Here is a 20,885-nt window from a genome sequence, read left to right as displayed (position 1 = left end):
AATAGAATGCCCAAACTTAAAGAGTCGGTTATCGCGACAGCAAAGGCTGTCGTTGCACAAGTTCTACTCGCCACCATTGAAGATTGTGCTGAGGTTACATTCGATAAAAAGCAACTTGCTCCCGAAGAGATTGATTTTTTAAAAAACACACCACTGTCAGAAATTAGCTTTGAGAATATAAACGACCCTGAAAAATTTCTGATTAGAAATAAAGAGTCCGGTGCTGTCATGGCAGTTTCCAATCGCGCAGTAGCCAATAATGAACTCAGAGGGCATTTAGTACGAGCTATAATCAGCGAAGCACAAGTAGCCACCCCAACACAAAGTCTTTATGACACCCTCAATCATGCGTTAAACAATCCAAAGACCTCAGGAATATTAGCGAAAAGCAAGGGATTCTTTGTTGGCCTAAAATTCTCTCCCTATGAGCAGGGTGAGATTATGGAAGAAAACCATTTTGTGCTCTTTACACAAGTTCTTCTTACTATTCTGGAGCAAAAGATAAAAGAAGGACGACTAGATGGCGTCACTTATAAAGATGTTCTCAAAAAAGAAAATGACGTGAGAGACCATATTTGGGACGGTGTTGATTTAGATGAAATTTATGAGGTCACCAAAGAAATCGGTGTGCAATTTAAACAATTCTCAAGCAAAGCAGCGGATTTGGAAAAAAGAGGTTACAAAGCAGAAGCCGGGATTGCGCGTCAACTTGCTACCGATCTGGAAGGCAAACAAACTTTACTTAAAACTGGAGGCATCAGTGTTAGCGGCTTTTTCACTGAAGGTATAACATTAATAGAGACAGCACAGCAAACTACCCTCATAGATCTCCGTGGTTTTGGAAAAATTTTCAATGATCTGGTCAATCGATTGATAACGATGTTGAATTATTTGGGTGCAAATCTACCAGCGGTGGTAAGAGAGCCCGATTCAGCTACCAAACTTACAGCCACAAAAGCAAATCTTTCCTTTTTTAAAGAGATGACACTTCCAAATCAAGAAAATGATGAAGTAGCGCCTCATCAAGTCCAGGATTTTGTCGCTAGATAGACTCTAGTTGCTGGGTAACGAAGCAAGCTTGCAAGAAATATTGAATCCCCTTTTCTCCCTTTCCGTACCGTGCTTATGCGCGGTACCCAGAAGATAGTTCCCTTCTTCGAAACGTTTTCCGTGCTCATTAGCCTGCAATGAATACCGCGTCAGCCCTGATAATCACTATCAATTTATAGGATATTTGACTTGCCGACTTTCCACGACTCTACTGAATAGCCCAATTCAGTGATTACGTTTATTCATTTATTTGTGTGACAATAAAGGGTAGTGCTATTGCAAGATTTTTCGGCAAAACAATGTTGGGGAATCCCGGAATTGGAGCGGGTGATGGGAATCGAACCCACGCTATCAGCTTGGGAAGCTGAAGTTCTACCATTGAACTACACCCGCCTTCGTTAGATGCTAAGTGTAATAGCTAAAGCACTCTAATTCAAATAGGTATTAATAAGGTATGGCAGTGAGTATCACTGCAGGTTAAGTGATAGCTGTCCTTGAGAGTCAGTAAGACGATAAATTTTTGCCCGGTGGCTAAATAGGGTTAACTCATCGATCAGCGCTTTAGTTTCACTTTTTCCAAGACTTGCAGAAATATCTGTGGAACGATAGCTAGCTAATGCTTTTTGGAATCCATCGACATCAAAGTGTTCCTTATCAAAGTGCGTAAGAATACCTCTTAGGGCTCTAATTTTCTCATGCCGTTGACGATAACGATAAAAACCAAACCACCCATTTAAATCAGCTTCAATTTTATCGATATGAGCCTGCGTTTTATCACGCATCCCTAGGAAAGACGCTGGTAGATGTGCTTCAGCTCTGACTTTATTACCACGAAAAAATCGCTGGATGGTTAACGCTGATTTTTCGATTTTTTGCTCACGAACTACCGTTGCATTTTGTCCTTCCTCTAACCAGGATAAATCGTTGGTTTTCCCTACTTCTGTGACTGACATTTTAGCCACTACCTCTTTGCTTTTGGCGTGCATAGGCAGGCTATTTTCGGAAATAAAGACTTTATCGAGTCCGTAATGGGCGAATGAAGACAAGGCTATGTCCGTATCAATCGTTTCACGCTTTAAAAATAGGCGACCTAACCAACCCAATGCTACTGCACCAGGGCCTGACGTATAGATAACATTGGTTTTCAACATCCCCATGCGGGTTTGTTTGCGCATTGTTGTTAAAAATTCATTATCGTCCTTTATTGAAGCAATTGCTTTAATTTGTTGATATTGCGCAGAAGGTAAGAATAGCCAATTAAACCAGCCTAGTTGTGATTGCACAGTACTTCTTAGCTGTGCTGCTGCAGCCGTTATTTTTTCTTGGTCACTCAGATATCCAAAACCAAAAATAAAGCTCCCAGCGAGAATATTCTCACTGAAAACTTTATTATTTTCGGTCAATTTCATGATGTTATGGCGAACCTGGCGTGATGTTTTACCTCTACTTATGGAAGCCAACTCATCGAGCATGGCATAATTAGGATCCATTTTTAATAAAATCGGTACAATGAAAGGTGGTAAAAATTCCTCCAAACTCCGTATATTAGTGGATATATGAGTTTGAAAAACAGATGAATAGGGTTTTGCCAAACTATTTTCAAACAGAGTTTTCTGAATTTTTTTGATATCCTCGAGGGCAGCATCACAATCAACCACAGCGACTGTGTCATTGTTAAGAGCCAACGATTCAATACCACTACCGAGAACAACACTTCCCATGTTGACTAAAAGAGGCTTATCGACCTGAACCGTCGGCGGTATCTCTCTGGTATCTACGGGTACATCAAAATCAGTGTAAGTACCAAGTTCGTAAACAGGCCGCAGCCAGCGTAAAATATCACAGGCCACCGCCAAATTCCCACCCTCATCTAAATGGGCAATTTCATCTTTATAAGCTTTAATTAAGTTGTTTTCTTCTACTGTCTTGCATTGGGGAAGTAAATCTTTCTGTACATCCTTTGCCGCAATGTTGTATTGAAGGCAAAATTTATCTAACTCTTCTATGGCTTCTGCAGATAAAAGACTACTATCATAAACAAAATTAATTTCGTCTGTGGGATTTATACTTCTCATCCTAATAAGACGCAATTGATTTTCAAGGTTCAAAAAAGAATCTGGATTTTTGCTAAGCCAAATTTTCACATGGCGATGTGGATTGTAAGTATAAAACATTGTGAATTATCAGTTAGACATCTTGTTTAATTGGCATTCACTATACACAGGGAAGCTTAAGGAAATTTTAAGAGGATCAACTCATTGCTGCTTAGTCGGAATTTTTTTAGATTTCATTGAACGATTTTTAAGAAAATTAGCTCATAATCAAAAGGAAAATAGCGTATAAAAAATATACCCATTTTTTGAAAACTATCAAGAACCTATATATATTTTCAGCAATTCAGTTTAAGATTTTACTTTTCAATGAAAAAACCATGTTGCCATTAAACATTCAACTTACGCTGTCAAAAGGTATAATCTTGGCTAGCTTATTAGCCATTACCCCCCCTTCTTTTGCCCTTGATTTAACAAAAGGACAGAAAATCCTGCAATTAGGGGGTTATCTGAATCACTCAGGTAAAACCCAGTTTATCGGAATTGAAGACTTGATTGGCGATCGCTTTACAGTCAGTAAACACCATGATGGAAACCTGGTAGTAGGATTAGGGTACCTTTTTAATCATCCCGTAAAAAAAGCCATTCAATTATCCTACGGGATTAATGTCTTTTATTTAACAAAAACGCAGGTTAAAGGACAGGTGATCCAGGAAGATTTATTTGAAAATCTGGCCTACAAATATGGCCTTAGCCATGTTCCTGTCTACGCTGCTGCCAAGGCATCCATCGATAATCCTGCCAATCATTATGGAATTACTTTTGATAGCGGAATTGGAGTCAATATTCTGACAACCAGCAGTTTTCATGAAGAGTCTCTCGACGGTATGACCCTTCCAGATCATGCTTTTTCGGGGCATAGTCAAGTCACCTTTTCTGCAATGGCAGGCTTCGGAGTAAGAATGAATAACGTTTTTGGTCATGCACCACTCGAATGCGGCTATCGTTTTTTTTATTTAGGACAAGGCAAATTTAAAAAGCAGACAAATCAATTACTTAATAACCTGAGCACAGGCCCGAGCTATGCGAATGCCTTGATTTGCTCAGTTGTGGTTTAACGATAAGGATTGTGAATGAAACGGAGTTTAAGCAGGTTTGGTGTGTTGTTTGGTTTATTATTAACAGGCCAACTAGCCTTTGCGGCAGCCTTTTTCAAAGTATCATCAACAGGTCTGTCCTCAGAAACAATAAGCATAACTCTGTGCCTTAATGGAAAAGGCCCCCTCACCTGCCAAAACTATAATGTCGCTTCATTAAATCTAAGCATCACTACCACCGTACCCAATCGTGTCTATCCCTCCGTAGGTATCAAGGTTAATAGACCAGGTTATTATCCTTTATTGGGTTGTACTCCCATTGCAAATGGCTACTGTTTATTTTCAGCAAATAATGTATCCCCCGCCACCATTACCCCGGCCAATGCACGATACAATGTCGTTTTTGATGCTGGCAGCAGTGGCACACGCATGTTTATCTATCAAACTATTGCCCCCCTTAATCCTCTCATCGTTACTTTATTCACTGATAATAACAATATTCCTCTAGCCAGTTTTGCGAATAACCCTGCAGCAGCAGGCAATGCCATCCAGCCTCTGCTAACAGAAGCGACCAATGTATTGCAAACCTATCAAATCATGCCATCTCAGGCCATTGCCAGCGTTTTGGGAACTGCGGGAATGAGAGTGCTGACAGAAGCACAGCAAGCGGCCATTTATCAATCAGTCGCCAATACGATAGTAAGCAATAACTATGGTTTGGGAGAAACAAAAACCATTAGTGGGCAGCAAGAAGGTCTATACCAATGGCTAGAAGTCAATTATTTAAATAGCAGCCTTGGTACCTACCTTACCAGGGGTATTATTGAAATTGGCGGCGCTTCAGCACAAGTCGCCTTTGTTGCCAATACCCCATCGAATCCCAATGTAATCAAATTGACCATCAATGGTGTGGTGTATGATCTTTTCAGTATTAGTTTCCTGGGGTTAGGGCAAGACCTGGCAAGGCAATCGATGGATGCAGTACAACCACCTCTCGACCCTGATAATTGCTACCCCGTTGGCTATAACCAAGGGCCCATTACCGGTAATTTTTTATACAGCAGGTGTTTGGCAAATTATGGCGAGGTCCTTACCAATTTTTCAATGTTATCGCAGTTAACTTCGGTGCCAGGTTTTGCAAGCCAAAGCTATTATGGCATTGCAGCGATTTACTTCAATGCAACGTTTCTAGGCATCTCCAATAATTTCAACCCCCTTTCAATACGCAATGCCATTAGCTCTATCTGTTCTAACAGCTATGCCCAATTACAACAACTATACCCCGGCCTCCCGCAATTATTTAATAAATGCGCTGACTCAACCTACGTCGATTCTTTTCTATATTCCTCACCGGGATTAAATTTGGTTGGTATTCCTGTAGAACCTGTCGTGACTATCAGTGGGGTTCCTATCACATGGACTGGCGGTTATATTTATCTGGTAAACAAGGTCCCCTCAATACTTGGCTAACACTTAGTAGCGAAAACAAAAATAGCGCGCAATATTCCAACCACTGCCCGCTGAAGAATAGTGACCTATTTTTGCTTCAGGAGGCTAATCCGGCTTGTTTTGCCTGGGTTTCTAAACAACCCATGGCCTGATGAGCAAGTTTCTTTGTGTCACTTGGTCCAATTCCTGAATCGTATTCAGGGTATTTACGTATCACTTCAGCGAGTTCTTCCCTGCTTCCAGTTCTATCACGCAACATTTCCTGTGCTGCTTTAAGTACCTCTCTTTTATGAGTGCTTGATTTGTCATTTTTACCTTCAAGCTCAGCTATTTTTTTCTCTATTTTGGGTAGCAAGGTCTCTGGAGTTACATTGCTTACATAGCTTCCTTGGCTGTGGCTTGAGAAAAAGGAAAACTTCCGTTCTTCTACGGCACTAAACTTATTCACAACAGATAAATTTTCTTGAATTATTTTACCAAAATCTCCCGTATAAACTGCTTTGTTGTCCTGACTGTCATTAACCATGAATTGCTTTAAAATCTTGATTTTTTGTTCTATTGGCATCTCAGGGTGCCCAATAATAGCTTCAATATCTTGTGCAATAGCCAATTGCTGTTTTTTTATTTCTAATTTATTTCTATCAGTCGGCTTAGTTAATTTAGCTATCTCTTCCTGTAACTGGGCCATTAACTTTCTGTTATTTGCAGAGACCTCAACTAAGGCATCATAGAGATTAAGTGCTTTAACAAAAGCGTTAATTTCCCCCGCAACCTCATGCCGACTACCCTGCTCACATTTTTCTATCAGGCGTTTTTCATAAGTATTCAGGTAGGCGAGCTTTTGTTGCATCCCTGCATTTCTCTCCCTTGGGGGCTTATCAAGTAAATTTTGTTTCTCACCCTGCAATTCCTCATAGTTGTGCAGGTTTTCTTTATTAACCAGTAACTGATAATTGCCCAATCTATCTCTAAATGATCTTACAAAAAGGGCGTGCTCTTGCAGCTGTGTCATATAAACGGCTTTTTCAGATTCATTGCTTCTTGGAAGTTCTTTATTTGCAAAATTTTTTACTTCTTCTTCAAACGCATCAAATTTGGCAAGTATCTCCTGCATCAGAGGATTATTTTTTTGACTTTTAAATTGCTTTCTTATTTCTTGAATCGCCTGATAATCAGCATTAAGTTGTGTGTAAGTTTTTTTAATTGTTTGGAGGGGATTGCTGGGTGATTGTTCTGGGCTGGGAGTCATCAATTCAACGAACACACTATTTATTTTTTCTCTAATAGCTGCTTCAACTGGCGTGCCCAGATGTATATCTTGCAACATCGATTCTCTACGTTCATCATACAACAGTTGCACATCCTGAAAGAATTGATTGGCATAAACGCCCATTTTTTCATTCACTGAAGGGCGAATCTCTTCGTTGATGATTTTTTCGTAGTTAACTTGCTTAAATTGCTCGAATCGTTTGATCTTGTCTGCTTCTTTTTCTAATTTTAATTCTGCTAAATAAGCGATTCGTTCTCGTGAGATACTGATTTCCATTTTTCTAGTAACAGTCATTTCAGAACCAGCAGTTTCTTCGAGATTTTTTAATCGGCGTTCCTCATTAGCAATCCGTATTGAAATAGGATTCAGATCACCTAGTAATTTTAAAACATCCTGATCGGAATATTTTGTTTTGACGCTCGTAATAAACCCTCTATAGAATTTGTCAACCGGTTCATTAAGAGCAGACGATAGAACACCTGGTTTTAAGCCCAGGGAAAATTCAGCCTCATCCGCTAGCAAAACGACTGATTCCCAAGCAGCACGGAAGTCCTGCATTTTTTCTAGAAATAACTCGCGACTTCCAACGCCAACATTGAATAATGCCGCATAAACTCCTTTTACTGCATTGAGAAGATTTTGTACGTCTTTCGGTGTTGGAGTTACTTTCAATAGAAATGGAGCCATACCCTGTAGCGCGGAGATTAGAACTTCCTTATCCTGTGCTATTTGGCGAGCCTCGGGGCTATCACTGGCGGGAAGGGGGAAGTTCTTAACACCTTCAATGATTTCTTGTAGAGCCTCCTCCCGCTTCATGGCATCTGATTTTTCCACAGTCATTTCTACTGCTGGCTCAGATTGGGCAATAATGTTTGCAGTAAGTGCGCCCATTACTCCTTTGAGTGCTGGTGTCCCCTCGGAAAGAACATAATGAAAAATCCTATTCATTCTATTTTCTTTAATTGCTGCAATACGTTTTGTTCTATCCTGGATTAAAATTTTCTGTAAAACTTGCTCGTAATTCGGAGAATCGTTTAATAAATCGTTTGTATAGTAATTTTTATCCACCTGGGCCAGGTAGGGTTGTAATTCCTTATAGCATTCTTTGATCGTTTCTTGATCCTGATGAGTCAATGGTGTACCTGATTTAGTGTACTTAGCTAAGCAGGCATCCAGTTTTTGTAAATCACCAGCCACTTGTTCTTCAGATTCCTGTCCTCTGGGAGCACTCCATTGGTCACCAAGCAGATTGTCGATTTCACCCATTTCTACTTTTATTTGTACTTTGATTTTATGCAAAGCAACTAAAATTTTATCGACTAAAACGCCATCCTCGGTCACGGGAGTTTTGGTTACACCCTTGGCCTCCAGGTCTTGGATAAAGCGAATGAAGTCTTGCTCAAACTCGTTAAAACGGGCTTCAAGTTGTTCAACAGGGGTATTCTCGAAAAAATTAAGTAGCCTATGCTCTAGCCAATCAACAACTTTTGGTATGAGGCATGGATCATCGGTATGCTGCAAATACTCGGTTACCTCTTTAGGGATATCCTGCAACATAACGGCAAATCGGGGATCAACTTTGGCTTTTGCGACAGCCTCACTCATCTTTTCAGCAGTCGTTAACTTCGCTTGTTCAAAAAACTCAGCGAGCTCCTTAGGTAAAATTTTGACAAGCGCTGCAAATTGCGGATTATTGGCGACATTAGCAAGAGCACCAGCCATATTTTTAGCTGGTGAAGCAAGCCCTAAACCTGTCTGGCCTAAAAAGAGAGCTCTTGATAAGGTGCTTTCGGTGTATTGATGCCCTGCCTGCTTCTCAACCGCAACGACAGCGTCTCTTAAATAGCAAAGCGAGTTAATTACATTTTTGTACAAGGAGACTTGACTAGAATCCGTTTCCTTTAGTTGATAGGGTTTTACTGCCCCAGTCTCGCTAAGGCCCAACTCTGTAACTAATCCAGTAGAAAGATTGTCTCTCAAAAAACCAACTGCTTTTTGAATCGTGTTATCAATTAAACTATAAAAGTAATTAAATACCGTTTTATAAAAAACAGTTACAGGCGCATCATTAGCCTCTATTTGATAAGGAAGGCTTGGTGAGCTATCCACCTGACGGAGTCCTGCAGCCACCTCGGCAGCCAGATTGCTTTGCAAAAATTCGATTGCTTTTTGGATGGAATTATCGAACTGTTCTGAGAGTTTTGCGGCATTGGCTTGAGCCAGGAGAGTGCCTTTGGACAAGTCCTGTGAAGGCTTTAAAATGATGGGAGATGCTGGTCTTTCTTTTAATTTTTCTTGTAACTGTTGAAAATAGAGTTCCTTACCTTGTTCAAAACGCTTTTGAATAGCGGCCATGTTAGCAGCGATTACCTTTTCAAGCTCCACTATTTCTCCAGTAGTCACTGGACGAATACCGTCGGCTTGAGGTTTATCCTGCATCAAGGCTTGCACTATTTGTTTATCCCATTGGAGGAGAAACTCGTTTTCTTCAGGAAACAGGTATTTTTGGAATTGAGCATAGTGTTTCCGCAATTGCTCTTTAGTCTCTGCATCCACACCACTGAGTGGTTTATTTCCTTTTGCGACTTCATTGAGCGTATCAATAAACGTTGAAAATGCCTTTCTTGCTTGTGCCAATTCATCGAGTTGATCATCCAAATCAGCCATTTTTTTGTTGAGTTGCCTAGACGATAAGTTTTCGGCAGTGGTGACTGGATTTAACCCATTGCTATCAGAAATCGCTTCAAGGGTAGTTTTTTTACCCATTCTCTCATAGGAGGACGCTTTCACTTGAGCCTGGCTGGATTGAATTAAATCTATTTGCGTTGCTACGGTAGCTATTTCTCTGTTTATCGCATTCATCACTGCCGTGTCTTGTTTTAAAATCCTGTCAAATAAGGTCTGTCCAACCAACCGTAAACCATAGTCACCGACGGTTCTAAGAAAGGGTTGTTCCTCAGGTTCTGGTGAGGCGCTAGCTGCTCCCTGAGACAAGCGCTCTTTTTCTTGCTCTGTTAAATTCAGGTAACTTACAATTTCCGCATCCAATCGGGGATCTCTAGCCCTCATATGAGGTTGGAATTGCTGATAAAGGAAAGCTAATTCTTGTCTATCCTGGATAGTTAATTTTTCAGGTCGCGTACTAATTTTTGCAAAAAATGATTCCGCAGCCCCGGCAATCTCTTGTACCTCATACATCCTTTCTCTTGCTGCATCGAGTCTCGCATGTTGCCGACTTATCCTTTGTGCTACGAAGGTCTCATCAATTAAGTGCGCGACTTCTTCCCCTACTTCGAATTTCGTGCCTAACTCTAATTTATCTTCATCTTTTTCAGTGACATATAAGAAAGCCTTTACACCGACGTTATCCGCTTTAACCCTTGCTTCTTCAATTTTAGTAGTAAGGGTTTCAATCAATTTATTGTAATAAGTCGTTGCTGCACTTAACGCTGGCTCAACCAAGAGGCCAGGTTTTAAACCCATCGTTATCTCAAGCGCTTCCAACTCATCTATGATAGCTGGTAGTACTTTGCGTTTAAAATTAAGTAAGGCTTCTTCGAGTCTTAAGTAGGCTGCCTTAGAGGTTGGTATGGCAGTCTGGACTAAGGCCTTCGTATGATCTTTTAAGAAACCTGCCAACCGCCCAATCGCAGCAACATATTCAATACCGAGTCCTTGGGACCAGGTTTTAACGGCCATGCTATCCAAATTGGCAACAAAGGCATTCGCTTCTTTTTCTCTTTTTTCCTTTTGTTTTAAAAGGGCAGGATTAGGGGGATCCATAGATAAGTCTGGCTCAGAGAATAAGGAGCCGGTTTCAAGCATGGTTTGTAATTGTTTAAAATAGTCTGGAATATTAAAAACAGCTTGTCCCAGAGCATTGAAACTTACCTCGTCAGAGGTGATCTGTTCTTTGGGTAAAAGCTCAACTGCTTTACCAAACACTTCACCCCAAGGTTGATCTAAAAGAGCACCACGGGGTGTAAATTGTCCTAGCTGCTCCAATAGTGGAGCCATTTTTTGTTTAAGCTGATTAAAATGAGGGCCCAAAATGGCTTGAACAGAGGCGTTTGAGTGATTGATTAATTGGATCGCCTCATACACTTGATTAATCACACAATAAAGGCTTCTTGCGATTTTTGGAGCAAGTGCTACTAATTCTGTGAGGCTTGCTGTTTCACTCAGATTGATTTGTTCAAGCTCTTGTAGCATTTTTTCAATATTGAACAACATATTGATTGCTTTTTTAAGCACAACGACTTGTTCGGGATCAGAGGAATCGATGTGGTAAGGTACCCCTCTTGCTGAAGGCAACAACTTTTCAGCAAGTTGCTCAGACATAATCTCAGGATTAGTTAACAACATCGTCAACGTATGTCGAATCGCATTGCACTTCTTAGATAACCCTAAGGTCTTAAACTTATCAACTGTAGCCTTAACCTTAGTATAAGGCTCTTGCATTGCCGAAAATACGTGCATTCAACACCACAACAAAGTGCGTTGCTCTATATAAATTGTATGACTAATTTATTATCGCAATATTACGTATTTCTTATGTGAATATTATGGAGTCGAACTGACAATGAAAAAATTCTGCTAATTGATGCGGAGACTTTGCTGTGATAGAACTAGTTAATTAAAAAATATTTTTTTAAATGTTTTGAAATAAATGATTCACTCGTCTTGGCTATGCCAGTTCACATTGATATTTTCAAGTAACAGAAAATAATTAGGATATTATGAGAATAATCAAATGGTTAATCACCTATTTACTGATTGGTTTTTCCACTTCGGTTTTTGCAGAACAACTATTGATTCCTATCCAATACCTGGAAACAACTGGCGCTCGCCAATTAACACCATTTACTCTGGAGGATGAGTACTACATTGCAGTAGCCCAGTTCGCTGAAGACATCCCTGACACCCCTGCCAAGATGGACGGAGGTAACGCCGATGTTGATGTGATCATTTTCAAGAAAGCAGGTAGTCAATTCCGTGAATACCAACGCATCCCCGGACATGGTAATGAATCAGCTACTTTTTTTTCGATTGGCAAAAATTCTTTTTTAGCGATTGCCAGTGCACACTCAGGTCCTCATCCTCCTTTTAATTTGCATACTTATTCCATGCTCTATCAATGGGATGGGCGTTATTTTTATCCCGTACAAGAATTTTTAACTTACGGTGCACAGCAATGGTACTCTTTCAATATTGGCCAACGGCACTTTTTAGCGGTTGCAAATGGAGGGGGTACTTCCGAAAACAAAGGCCATCCTCAAGAAACTAATTCCATGATTTACGAGTGGGATGGTAAAAAATTTGTTCCTTTTCAAACCATTCCATCACGTCAGGGTTATTCGTTTAAAGCCTTCTCTATTAATAACAAATTATTTTTAGCCTTTGCCGATCACTTGAAGCAATCGTCCCTTTATTTGTGGGATGGGGCTCAATTTAATCTGTATCAACAGTTTAAAGGTGATGGCGGGCGAGGCTTTGAATTTTTTATGCTGGATAATAAATTTTATCTCGCGTACGCCAATATTAAAACAGATTCGGTACTCTATCAGTGGGATGGAAAAAAATTTAATCCCTATCAACTTTTACAAGGCGAAGGAGGACGCCATTTTAGTTATTTCACTTTAAGGGATGAGCACTACCTTTTCCGGATTAATTTTATTACCGGTAATCACACTAATCCAAACCCCGCCTTGCAATCTCCTTTATATCAATGGAAAGAGGGACAATTTGCCATCATTCAAACAATACCCACTTTTGGTGGCGTTAGTTCCCATGTGTTTTCAATGGATGGTTCACTTTATATGACCCTGGCAAACAGTTTAAGCGCTGACCGGCGTTTCAAAGTGAAGTCAGTTATTTATGAAATTACCAAAGGCAAACACATTGAATATGGGTAACACAGGTACAATGAGTTCTTGTAATAACCCTGTTGCTTCCTTGTCTCAAAACCAGACATGGGAACGCTGAGGCACGTTTTGTTCAGTGCCATTTCGTTCGTATAAAGACTTAGTTCAATGGAAAAATCCTATTTAAGATTCCGTTAATGTAACTGCAATACACTAGGCAAAATTTGCCAGGAACCAGCATGGGTAAAGAACAAATTTCTTTTTTTAAACGGTTAACCACTGGTAGTGGAACGCCAACAAAAACAGCGTTTCAAGACCTTGAAAACAACCTATTAAGTACCTGGCTTTTAGAACATTACCGATTGCAAGGAAGTATCATCACTGTCGAGCATAACGAGGGCAAAATAGGATTTTGCTGCATTGATTTAAACCAACCCATAGAAATAGAGAAAATCCAGTCAGCTATCAATGCTTTCCTCCAAGAAAACCCTGCTACGCCATTAATGATGCTTGGAACAGTTCAATACTGCACGAGCAAATTCCCAGCGATGCAAACACTTTCTCAATTGCCACTTCAGGGAATTAGCAAACACGTCGTTGTAGCCCATCACGATATGAATTCAGATTTACGCCAACAAGTCGAAGAGGTTGTGAAGCAACAACAGTTAGCTAATAAGCAACGTCTTTCCTTGTGGAGCGAGGCAAAAATAAAATATGCCAAAGAAATGGACCCTTTATCGCAGGATAAAAAGCAGCAATTGCAAGCTGCCTTGGAGCAACTTGAGGAATCGATTATCAATGGATTAGATAAAGAAAAATCCATTACTGACTTTATTGCTAATACTCAGCTTATTCTTGAAGAAGAAGCGCATCCTTTTCTCAATATTGTTTTAAAAATTGCCGCTGTGGCAATTATCACTTTATTTGCAGGTGCAATAGGATATGGAGTTGGCTTAACACTGTGCTCCTATTATCCCGCTCTCTTTATTGCACCTTTTCTGGGATCAGCAGAGACAGCCTTGCCTACACTAACAGCGACTACCGCTTTCCCGAGCGTTATTACTGCGGGCGTTGCCTGCGATAGTCTATTTAAACCCAAAGGGCCTATGCCTGTCCCCAAAGAAGCCCATGAACTAACGGATGCAGCCCGTTCCCACTTGCAATCGCTTTTCTAACAACCATCAAGGGAGTACCACTCACTCCCTTAACGGTTTAACGGGTAATTATTGATTTGGGCAACCACTTTGATGGTAGGCTACAAGGGCATTATAAATCGCAGTATAATTTGCAAATGCAGTTCGATTCGCTTTTATATCATCAAAAACAGTATCTGTTCGTTTGCAATCACCCAGCCCAGTTATAACCGTATGGTCACCGCTCGCTTTTTTATAAGACATAAAACCCTTGCCGCAGTGCAGATGTGGCCGCTTTGTCTTGGGGTTTCCTAAATATTTTTCATTACCGCAATAGGTATTCTTATAGTTAATGCTCGCAAAAGAAATCACTGGAACCAACATAATCAGGCAAGCTGCTACAAAACTTTTTTTCATGTTAAGACATCCTCGTTTAAAAAAGCGAAGTTTGCCATATCTCTTTTTAATATCAACTAATTATTATAAAAATATCATCATCACACTGGCGTTAGGGATACGTTACCGGGATCCAGAGAAGATATAGTATAATAAATAAACACTTAAGCTTGAGCTAAACAATGTCTACCGAAAAATTTGAACCTGAAGACACCGTTCAACTTCAGGAAGTCGATGAGGTTAATGGAATTACCCGCGAGTCGACTCACCATTTAATGAGATCAAGCAAGATCAAGGGAGCAGCTGTTGCTGCTTGTAGAAATGGGGGTATTTTTACGATGCCCATAGGAGAAACGCTTGGCACAGAAGAGTCCTCCCCTACTCCTGTTAGGCCCGGAACAATTTTTGAGGCCGCTTCGCTGAGTAAACCCGTCTTTGCTTATTTGGTCTTAAAACTAATCGAAATGAATAAAATCAACAGAGAGCGCCCTGCATTCCTGGGGAAATTTAAGACTGAATTTGATTTAAAAACGCCTTTGTATACTCTGTTCCGGGATACAGAGGGACAAATAATTCCAGATGACGAAAACCCCTTCCTCAAGCGATTTCTCCCGAACCAGAACGAACAGGCAAAACTCTTGACCGCTGAAATGGTACTATCCCATAGAACTGGTTTACATATCACGGATGAAGAACCATTTAAATTCCAGTTTCCACCGGGTAAATATTATGCCTATTCAGGACCTGGTATTGACTGCTTGCAAGGAGCAATTAAAGAACTGACCGGTGTGGATCTGGAAACATTAGCTCGAGAATACGTATTTGGGCCGCGGGCTTTAAATATGCCAAACAGTAGCTATGGCAATAAACCTGTCGCCGCCAACAGTCTAAGAACAACAGCGGAAGAGTATGCCAAATTCATAACCGCCTGGATCAATGACGACCAATTAAACTATGCCTTCAGGCCTATTGAACCCATTTATTCGATGATCAACGATTTCTTCCCCTATTCAGAAGATAAACTGGTTGAAAAAATAAGGGTTTCTAAAAGCGATAGAGAACAGGTGACTTGGGGTCTAGGCATAGGGTTAGTCAAAAATAATCAGGGCCAAATAATAGGCGCTTACCACACCGGCGACATGAATAACGCAAGGGCTGGTTTTGGTGCCGAAATAAATCCGCAAACTCAACGTGGTATAGCAACGACTGTTTATTTCGCCAATTCGCACAATGGTCATATCCTTGCCGAACACGTCTTACCTTCTACGTTAGAGCCCGCACTCAATTACTTTTTCCCAACCTATGGCTTTGCTCGGAACGTCGAAGAATTAGACGGCACTGATTTTCACGGAGTAAATCCAAAAATTTTAAACCCGGAATTAAAAGAAAAGGCCTACAAGACAAAGTCTGCCATGCAGAATGAAGAACAAATAGGCGATCAAACAACCGAGAAGGTTGAAAAAACACAGACACCCACCGCTTACCCAACTACCCCTAAACCACCTTGGGAGTACTAGGAATGTTGGATAGGGGTTTCTAGCTACCTCATCGTGTTCTTAAGTAAGAGAACCGTGTTAAGTAATTGAGCACATGGATAACTGTATTAGTTCATTAGGATTTAGCATTCTATACACACGCTTATCCACAGATATTGTGGATAAGATAAAAAAACAACAATCCCTAAAGCGTTTTATTAAACCCTTTTAAAATAAGGCTTTTGAATTATTAAACGGTATTTTTTTCTAAAAAATAGACGGGAAGACCAAAGAATTATCCACAGACTTTATAAGAAAATAAAAAAAGAACTATGCGTGGGTGATGATAAACAAATAAATATTAAAAAAACAGTCTTGACTCTAGAATTTTTAAATTTAAGTTGTTAACTGCTTACCTTGCAGACTCTGTCAAAATAACCAATCTGAATTATTATTTATTAATTTCAGTGAATATAATTGTCTTATTTTTACCTTGTCTTTTAGCTGCATATAATGCCTGGTCGGCTGCATCGACTAACTCTTTCAATGACGAACCATCCCCTGGATAGATTGCAACGCCAAGTGATATAGCAATATTAGAGACCCGTTCTTCAATTACAATCCGCATTCTGCTCACTTTATTTCGTATTTTTTCAGCAAAGAGCTTTGCATTCTTAGCATCACAGTTCGGTATAACAATTAAAAACTCTTCCCCTCCGTAGCGACAGGCCAAATCACCTTCTCGAACCAAAGACGGAAGTAAATTACCCAGGCGAGATAACACATAGTCTCCTATTTCATGGCCAAAACTATCATTGATTGCTTTAAAATTATCAATATCAACCATAATAAATACCAAGGATGTCTTGGTACGTTTTGCTTGCCCTATTTGCTTGATCATAAATTCGTCAAGAAAGCGACGATTTAATAAGCCGGTAAGTGGATCACGAATAGACTGGGAATGAAGTAATTCTTTCAATCTGATATTTGCAATCGCTAGTGAGACTGTTTCTGCAACCACTGGAATTAACGTATTCTGTTCGTCAGAATCCCTATTAATCAATAACAGGCCTAGTATTTCATTTTGAGCCATTAAGGGGATGCACAAGGATGCCTGCTGTTCTTGTTTCATCTCTTTGATGTGCCGACATACAACCCCGGGCTGCACTTCACTGACCTCATGAATACAACCTCGTCTTAAAGCCCAACATTCATTGGAAGAAAAAATCACTGGATAATGATTTACATCATCCCATGTAATTTTTTTTTCCAGGTAGTTGCGTGAATTATGCATTAGATATAGAGCGCCCTTAGAGAAACCCAGAATTTTATTAGCAAACGATGAGAAGGACTCCAGTATTTCATCAATTGTGTTGCAAGCAAGAAAAGTTTCACTTAATTGTGTAATAATAAACATCTTTTGATTAATCGATTTAAGTTGCGATTTCTCTTTCTCAACCGTTTCATACAATTCTCTGAGAGACTTTTCTTTTTGTTGTAATAATTTGTTTTGTTCAACTCGCAGCGTTACATCGCGGATAATAGCAATTGCACTACCTCCTTGAGGGGTTTGCAACGGACTTAAACTAATTTCAATGATAAATATGTCCCCATTTTTTCGCTTTCCTTGAAGCTCCATGCCAAGCCCCATGGGACGTACGCGCGGCGCATTAAAATAATCCTCACGATGCTGAGGATGTATTTTAGCCGCATTTTCAGGCATTAATAACTCGACTGCTTGTCCTAATAATTCCTTTTTGGTGTAGCCAAACATGACTTCTGCCTGAGTATTACTAAATTCAATTTTTCCGTCACGATTCACTAAAATCATTGCATCAGGAATAGCAGACAAAAAAGCCGAATTATACCCCTCTCTTTCTTGCAACGTCTTATTAACCTCTTGAAGATTATTAGCTCTCTCCATGATTTCCCAACCAACCTGCCCTTCATGACCTTGCAAGATTTCCATAATTTTTGATTGGTCGTCATGAGATTGCTGATGAATAAAGGTTGTTACATCCACGACTCGATGAATAATGTATTTGACGCGGTTAGCTTGATCCAGAATGGGGCAATTAATGGCACTCCAGTGCCTCTCCTCAAAACCCCCGCCTAAAGCAGAAGGGCGTCGAATAGCATATTTTTGTATAGCCATCGCATCAGAAACTTTGCCTTCTAATACCCGATTTAACGAGTAACGCAAATTACTGACGCCGGTTGCTGACGTATCATCAGGATTGTCTGGAAAAATATCGAAGACAGAGTGTCCCAGTATGTCCTCTCGCTTCAGCATCGTTGCTTTAAGATACGCATCGCTTGCACCAACAATATTAAATCGGGGGCATAAAATAAGGTACAAATCTGGAACTGCCTCCAAAATGGCTTTAGCGTCTTCTTTGAAATGTTGAATGTCTTTGTTTTTCATGTCCGCTCATTACCGATTCCTTGGCCTTAAGAGATATAATCAATAAGACATAGTAAATGATAGCATAAGATTTAATCATTCAGCTCAAAGAACTCCATACTCCTGTAAGAAGAATTCGGCGATGTGCAAAAGAGTTTGCTGCGGATTTCCGGGATAGGAGTCCCTGCTTCAAAAGAAAGCAATTGACTGTAGCCAATAACGGCTCACAGCGATGTTTCCATCACGGTGACAGGATGCCCTCTAAATTCATCCATACCAATTTTATTAAATCCCTGTCGCACATAATAAGCAGGAAGTGTTGGATCGAAAGTAAACAGGTACAATGTCTTAAAATCTAATTCAATGGCCTTTTGCTTGGTGACATCAATTAGCATTTTTCCAATACCACATTTTTGATAGGCTGTATCGACCACAAGAGAACCAAGCCAGGGCGTCAAATGCGGCTGAATTCCATCATTTTCACGTAAAGAAACACTACCTACGAGTTTATTTCCATCAAAAGCAACAAAGGTCATTGGCAACACCACATCGTTCAAATGCTCACGAAAACGCTGCTCGACACGTTCGATGGGAATGTCTGGCACCCAAACACGTCCTAAAACAGAATGCCAAATCCTTGCTAGAGCAGGAATTACTTGAGGATGATTTTTAAGATAGGAGATGGTAATACTCATCGGAGACGCTCCTCTTTAAAAATTGAAGCTTACTGTAATCCATTTATTTTTATATTCATAGAACATGCTACGTATTGCCTGCTATCCAAAACTAAGGCTAATTGGCTATCTACGCCAAGGAAACCGTTTGAATTTGGAGAATGAAACTAATCGCAGGAATTGCTATTAATAGCAATATAATCAATAAATTAGGTTAAATTAATCATTACCATCGGCTGTCATCAATCATGATTTCTTGTTATCTCGTGCCCTGCGAGTGCCACCAGACTGTTTATCCCTAATTTCAGGACAAATAATACCAACCTAAATTAGTTCTTATCAATTGCATTGAAAAAAATAAAATTATTCTTGCCGTGTTTTTTCACGTAATACATCGCAGCATCCGCTTTCTTAAGAAGATCATTCATGCCATCTCTGGGGTACAATGAAATACCAATACTCAAAGTAACTTTGAGGTTATAATTTTCAATCAAAAATCCTTTTGAGAATAAACGAATTAACTTCTTCACTATTTTAATAACATCCTTTTCTTCATTAAGGTAGGACAATATTAATGCAAATTCGTCTCCACCAAACCGTGCTAGCGTATCAATGTCCCGTATACATTTTTGCATGCATTGAGCTGCCGTGCACAATACCAAATCGCCTATATCGTGACCGTAAGTATCATTAATGTTTTTAAAACCATCGATATCTAAAAAACAAACGGCCATATTACAATTTGTTCTTTTTGCAATAGCCAGTGCTTGAACCAGGCGATCTTCAAAGAGTGGGCGATTAATCAATCCTGTCAAAACATCATGTTCTGCGAGGTGTTTTAATTTTTCTTCGTTTATTTTTTGTTGGGTAATATCGCGAGCTGTTGTTGATGCTCCTATTATCTTTCCCCGAGCATTTTTTATTGGCGCTATCGTAAGAGAAACTGGAATAATATGACCCTCTTTATGCATTCTGACTGTTTCAAAGCCTTTAATGGGTTGATCCTTAACCATTTTATCCATGATATATTGAAACTCTCTCTTCCTCTCCTTAGGAAATAGCATTTTTATATTAGCCCCTATGGCTTCCTTTTCAGTGTAACCGTAAAGATTCCTGGCTGCTTCATTCCAGCTTTGTATGATCCCTTCCAGGTTTTTTCCTATGATTGCTTCCCCTGAAAACTCAACAAGAGCAGAAAGCATAGCCTTTGCATCTTCCAGTTTTTTTCGCTCAGTAATATCATGTTCAATCGCAGCAAAATACTGAATCCTCTTCTTACTATCTTTAATAGGGATAATAGTAAAATCGAGCCAATACTCTGTTTGATCTTTGGCATAGTTTAATAATTCAACATGGATAGCTTCTTTTTTTTCCAAAGCGATCCTAATTCGTTTTAGCGTGTTTTTATCCGTTTTATCTCCTTGTAAAATACGGGGTGTTTTACCTAGAACTTCCTCCTGGGTATAGCCGGTAAGCGTTGTAAACGCTTTGTTGACATAAAGGATTTTTGGCCCAAATGGCTCATTGAGAGGTTCAACTGCAGTGATGATAACGACATCATCAGTCTGATCAAGAACCGATTTAAATGGTAACTCCTTTTCATCAATTTTATCGGACATAAATCCAGTGCTCCTCATCCAAGAGAATATCCAACTTCAATTTCACCTTAAAGATCGGTTTTTCGAGAAATCATTTTTGACCAGCATTTACTCATCAGAATCAAATAACAGGCCTTTAAACGTTTGAATTTCGTCCAGTGCTACATTGATCCCTACTGGAGGCGATAGGGTCGATGAGATAACCTTGCGTGTACTGGATCCGAAACAGCAATTATTTTTAATTCAAGTATAATTAGGCCAATTCTCAAGCTGCCAATTCCATTTCATGATTAATAATCTTACTTTTTATTAATCAGAATATAGCAGCATTATGCTTAATAAAGCATCGTTTTATTGTCCCAATACGCCAAATGTCCTATTTATTTTAAATAGTTGTACAACAAAATTTATATCAAGATTCACA

General features: G+C 39.7%; 12 protein-coding genes and 1 tRNA gene. 6 read left to right on the top strand and 7 right to left on the bottom strand.

Features of this window, described 5'->3' with window-relative positions; translation table 11 throughout:
- Nucleotides 1–6: 6 nt before the first annotated feature.
- Nucleotides 7–1,050 carry a hypothetical protein gene (locus DYC89_RS06110; protein WP_115220968.1) on the top strand — a complete coding sequence of 348 codons (1,044 nt, stop codon included), beginning with the start codon at nt 7–9 and terminating at the stop codon, nt 1,048–1,050.
- Between the two features lie 319 nt (nt 1,051–1,369).
- Here DYC89_RS06110 and DYC89_RS06105 read toward each other — a convergent pair.
- Together DYC89_RS06105 and DYC89_RS06100 are read right to left on the bottom strand one after the other, a co-directional pair.
- A tRNA-Gly gene (locus tag DYC89_RS06105) sits at nt 1,370–1,443 on the bottom strand.
- Nucleotides 1,444–1,517: 74 nt separating this feature from the next.
- The gene (locus DYC89_RS06100; protein WP_115220967.1) at nt 1,518–3,224 is read right to left on the bottom strand and encodes a glycosyltransferase family 88 protein; all 1,707 of its coding nucleotides are present in this window, start codon (nt 3,222–3,224) and stop codon (nt 1,518–1,520) included.
- A gap of 257 nt (nt 3,225–3,481) precedes the next feature.
- Between DYC89_RS06100 and DYC89_RS06095 the strand changes: the two genes are divergently transcribed.
- Nucleotides 3,482–4,219 (top strand): hypothetical protein, encoded by a 738-nt coding sequence (locus DYC89_RS06095; RefSeq protein ID WP_115220966.1) that lies wholly within the window; start codon nt 3,482–3,484, stop codon nt 4,217–4,219.
- Between the two features lie 15 nt (nt 4,220–4,234).
- Nucleotides 4,235–5,668: a hypothetical protein gene (locus DYC89_RS06090; RefSeq protein ID WP_115220965.1), complete on the top strand. Its 1,434-nt coding sequence runs from the start codon at nt 4,235–4,237 to the stop codon at nt 5,666–5,668.
- A gap of 76 nt (nt 5,669–5,744) precedes the next feature.
- On the opposite strand, the gene DYC89_RS06085 is transcribed toward DYC89_RS06090, so the two are convergent.
- Nucleotides 5,745–11,396 carry a hypothetical protein gene (locus DYC89_RS06085; RefSeq protein WP_115220964.1) on the bottom strand — a complete coding sequence of 1,884 codons (5,652 nt, stop codon included), beginning with the start codon at nt 11,394–11,396 and terminating at the stop codon, nt 5,745–5,747.
- A gap of 260 nt (nt 11,397–11,656) precedes the next feature.
- On the opposite strand from DYC89_RS06085, the gene DYC89_RS06080 reads away from it, so the two are divergent.
- Nucleotides 11,657–12,832 (top strand): hypothetical protein, encoded by a 1,176-nt coding sequence (locus tag DYC89_RS06080; protein WP_115220963.1) that lies wholly within the window; start codon nt 11,657–11,659, stop codon nt 12,830–12,832.
- Between the two features lie 188 nt (nt 12,833–13,020).
- The gene (locus DYC89_RS06075; RefSeq protein ID WP_115220962.1) at nt 13,021–13,956 is read left to right on the top strand and encodes a hypothetical protein; all 936 of its coding nucleotides are present in this window, start codon (nt 13,021–13,023) and stop codon (nt 13,954–13,956) included.
- 48 nt (nt 13,957–14,004) lie between these two features.
- On the opposite strand, the gene DYC89_RS06070 is transcribed toward DYC89_RS06075, so the two are convergent.
- Entirely contained in the window at nt 14,005–14,331 is a 327-nt protein-coding gene (locus DYC89_RS06070) for a hypothetical protein (RefSeq protein WP_115220961.1), read from the bottom strand.
- Nucleotides 14,332–14,492: 161 nt separating this feature from the next.
- Here DYC89_RS06070 and DYC89_RS06065 point away from each other — a divergent pair, with 161 nt between their 5' ends.
- Complete coding sequence (locus tag DYC89_RS06065; RefSeq protein ID WP_245953956.1) at nt 14,493–15,827, top strand: serine hydrolase domain-containing protein; 1,335 nt, start codon at nt 14,493–14,495, stop codon at nt 15,825–15,827.
- A gap of 409 nt (nt 15,828–16,236) precedes the next feature.
- On the opposite strand, the gene DYC89_RS06060 is transcribed toward DYC89_RS06065, so the two are convergent.
- The 3 genes from DYC89_RS06060 to DYC89_RS06050 all read right to left on the bottom strand — a co-directional run bounded on the left by DYC89_RS06060 (nt 16,237) and on the right by DYC89_RS06050 (nt 20,482).
- Nucleotides 16,237–18,210 carry a sensor domain-containing diguanylate cyclase gene (locus DYC89_RS06060; RefSeq protein WP_115220960.1) on the bottom strand — a complete coding sequence of 658 codons (1,974 nt, stop codon included), beginning with the start codon at nt 18,208–18,210 and terminating at the stop codon, nt 16,237–16,239.
- A gap of 203 nt (nt 18,211–18,413) precedes the next feature.
- Nucleotides 18,414–18,884 (bottom strand): GNAT family N-acetyltransferase, encoded by a 471-nt coding sequence (locus DYC89_RS06055; protein ID WP_115220959.1) that lies wholly within the window; start codon nt 18,882–18,884, stop codon nt 18,414–18,416.
- Between the two features lie 308 nt (nt 18,885–19,192).
- Nucleotides 19,193–20,482 (bottom strand): sensor domain-containing diguanylate cyclase, encoded by a 1,290-nt coding sequence (locus DYC89_RS06050; RefSeq protein ID WP_181879336.1) that lies wholly within the window; start codon nt 20,480–20,482, stop codon nt 19,193–19,195.
- Between the last annotated feature and the right edge of the window lie 403 nt (nt 20,483–20,885).

It is taken from the genome of Legionella donaldsonii (assembly GCF_900452385.1).
Classification (GTDB): domain Bacteria; phylum Pseudomonadota; class Gammaproteobacteria; order Legionellales; family Legionellaceae; genus Tatlockia; species Tatlockia donaldsonii.
The sequence above is the reverse complement of the archived record's forward strand: the minus strand, read 5'-3'. Positions and strand labels throughout refer to the sequence as shown.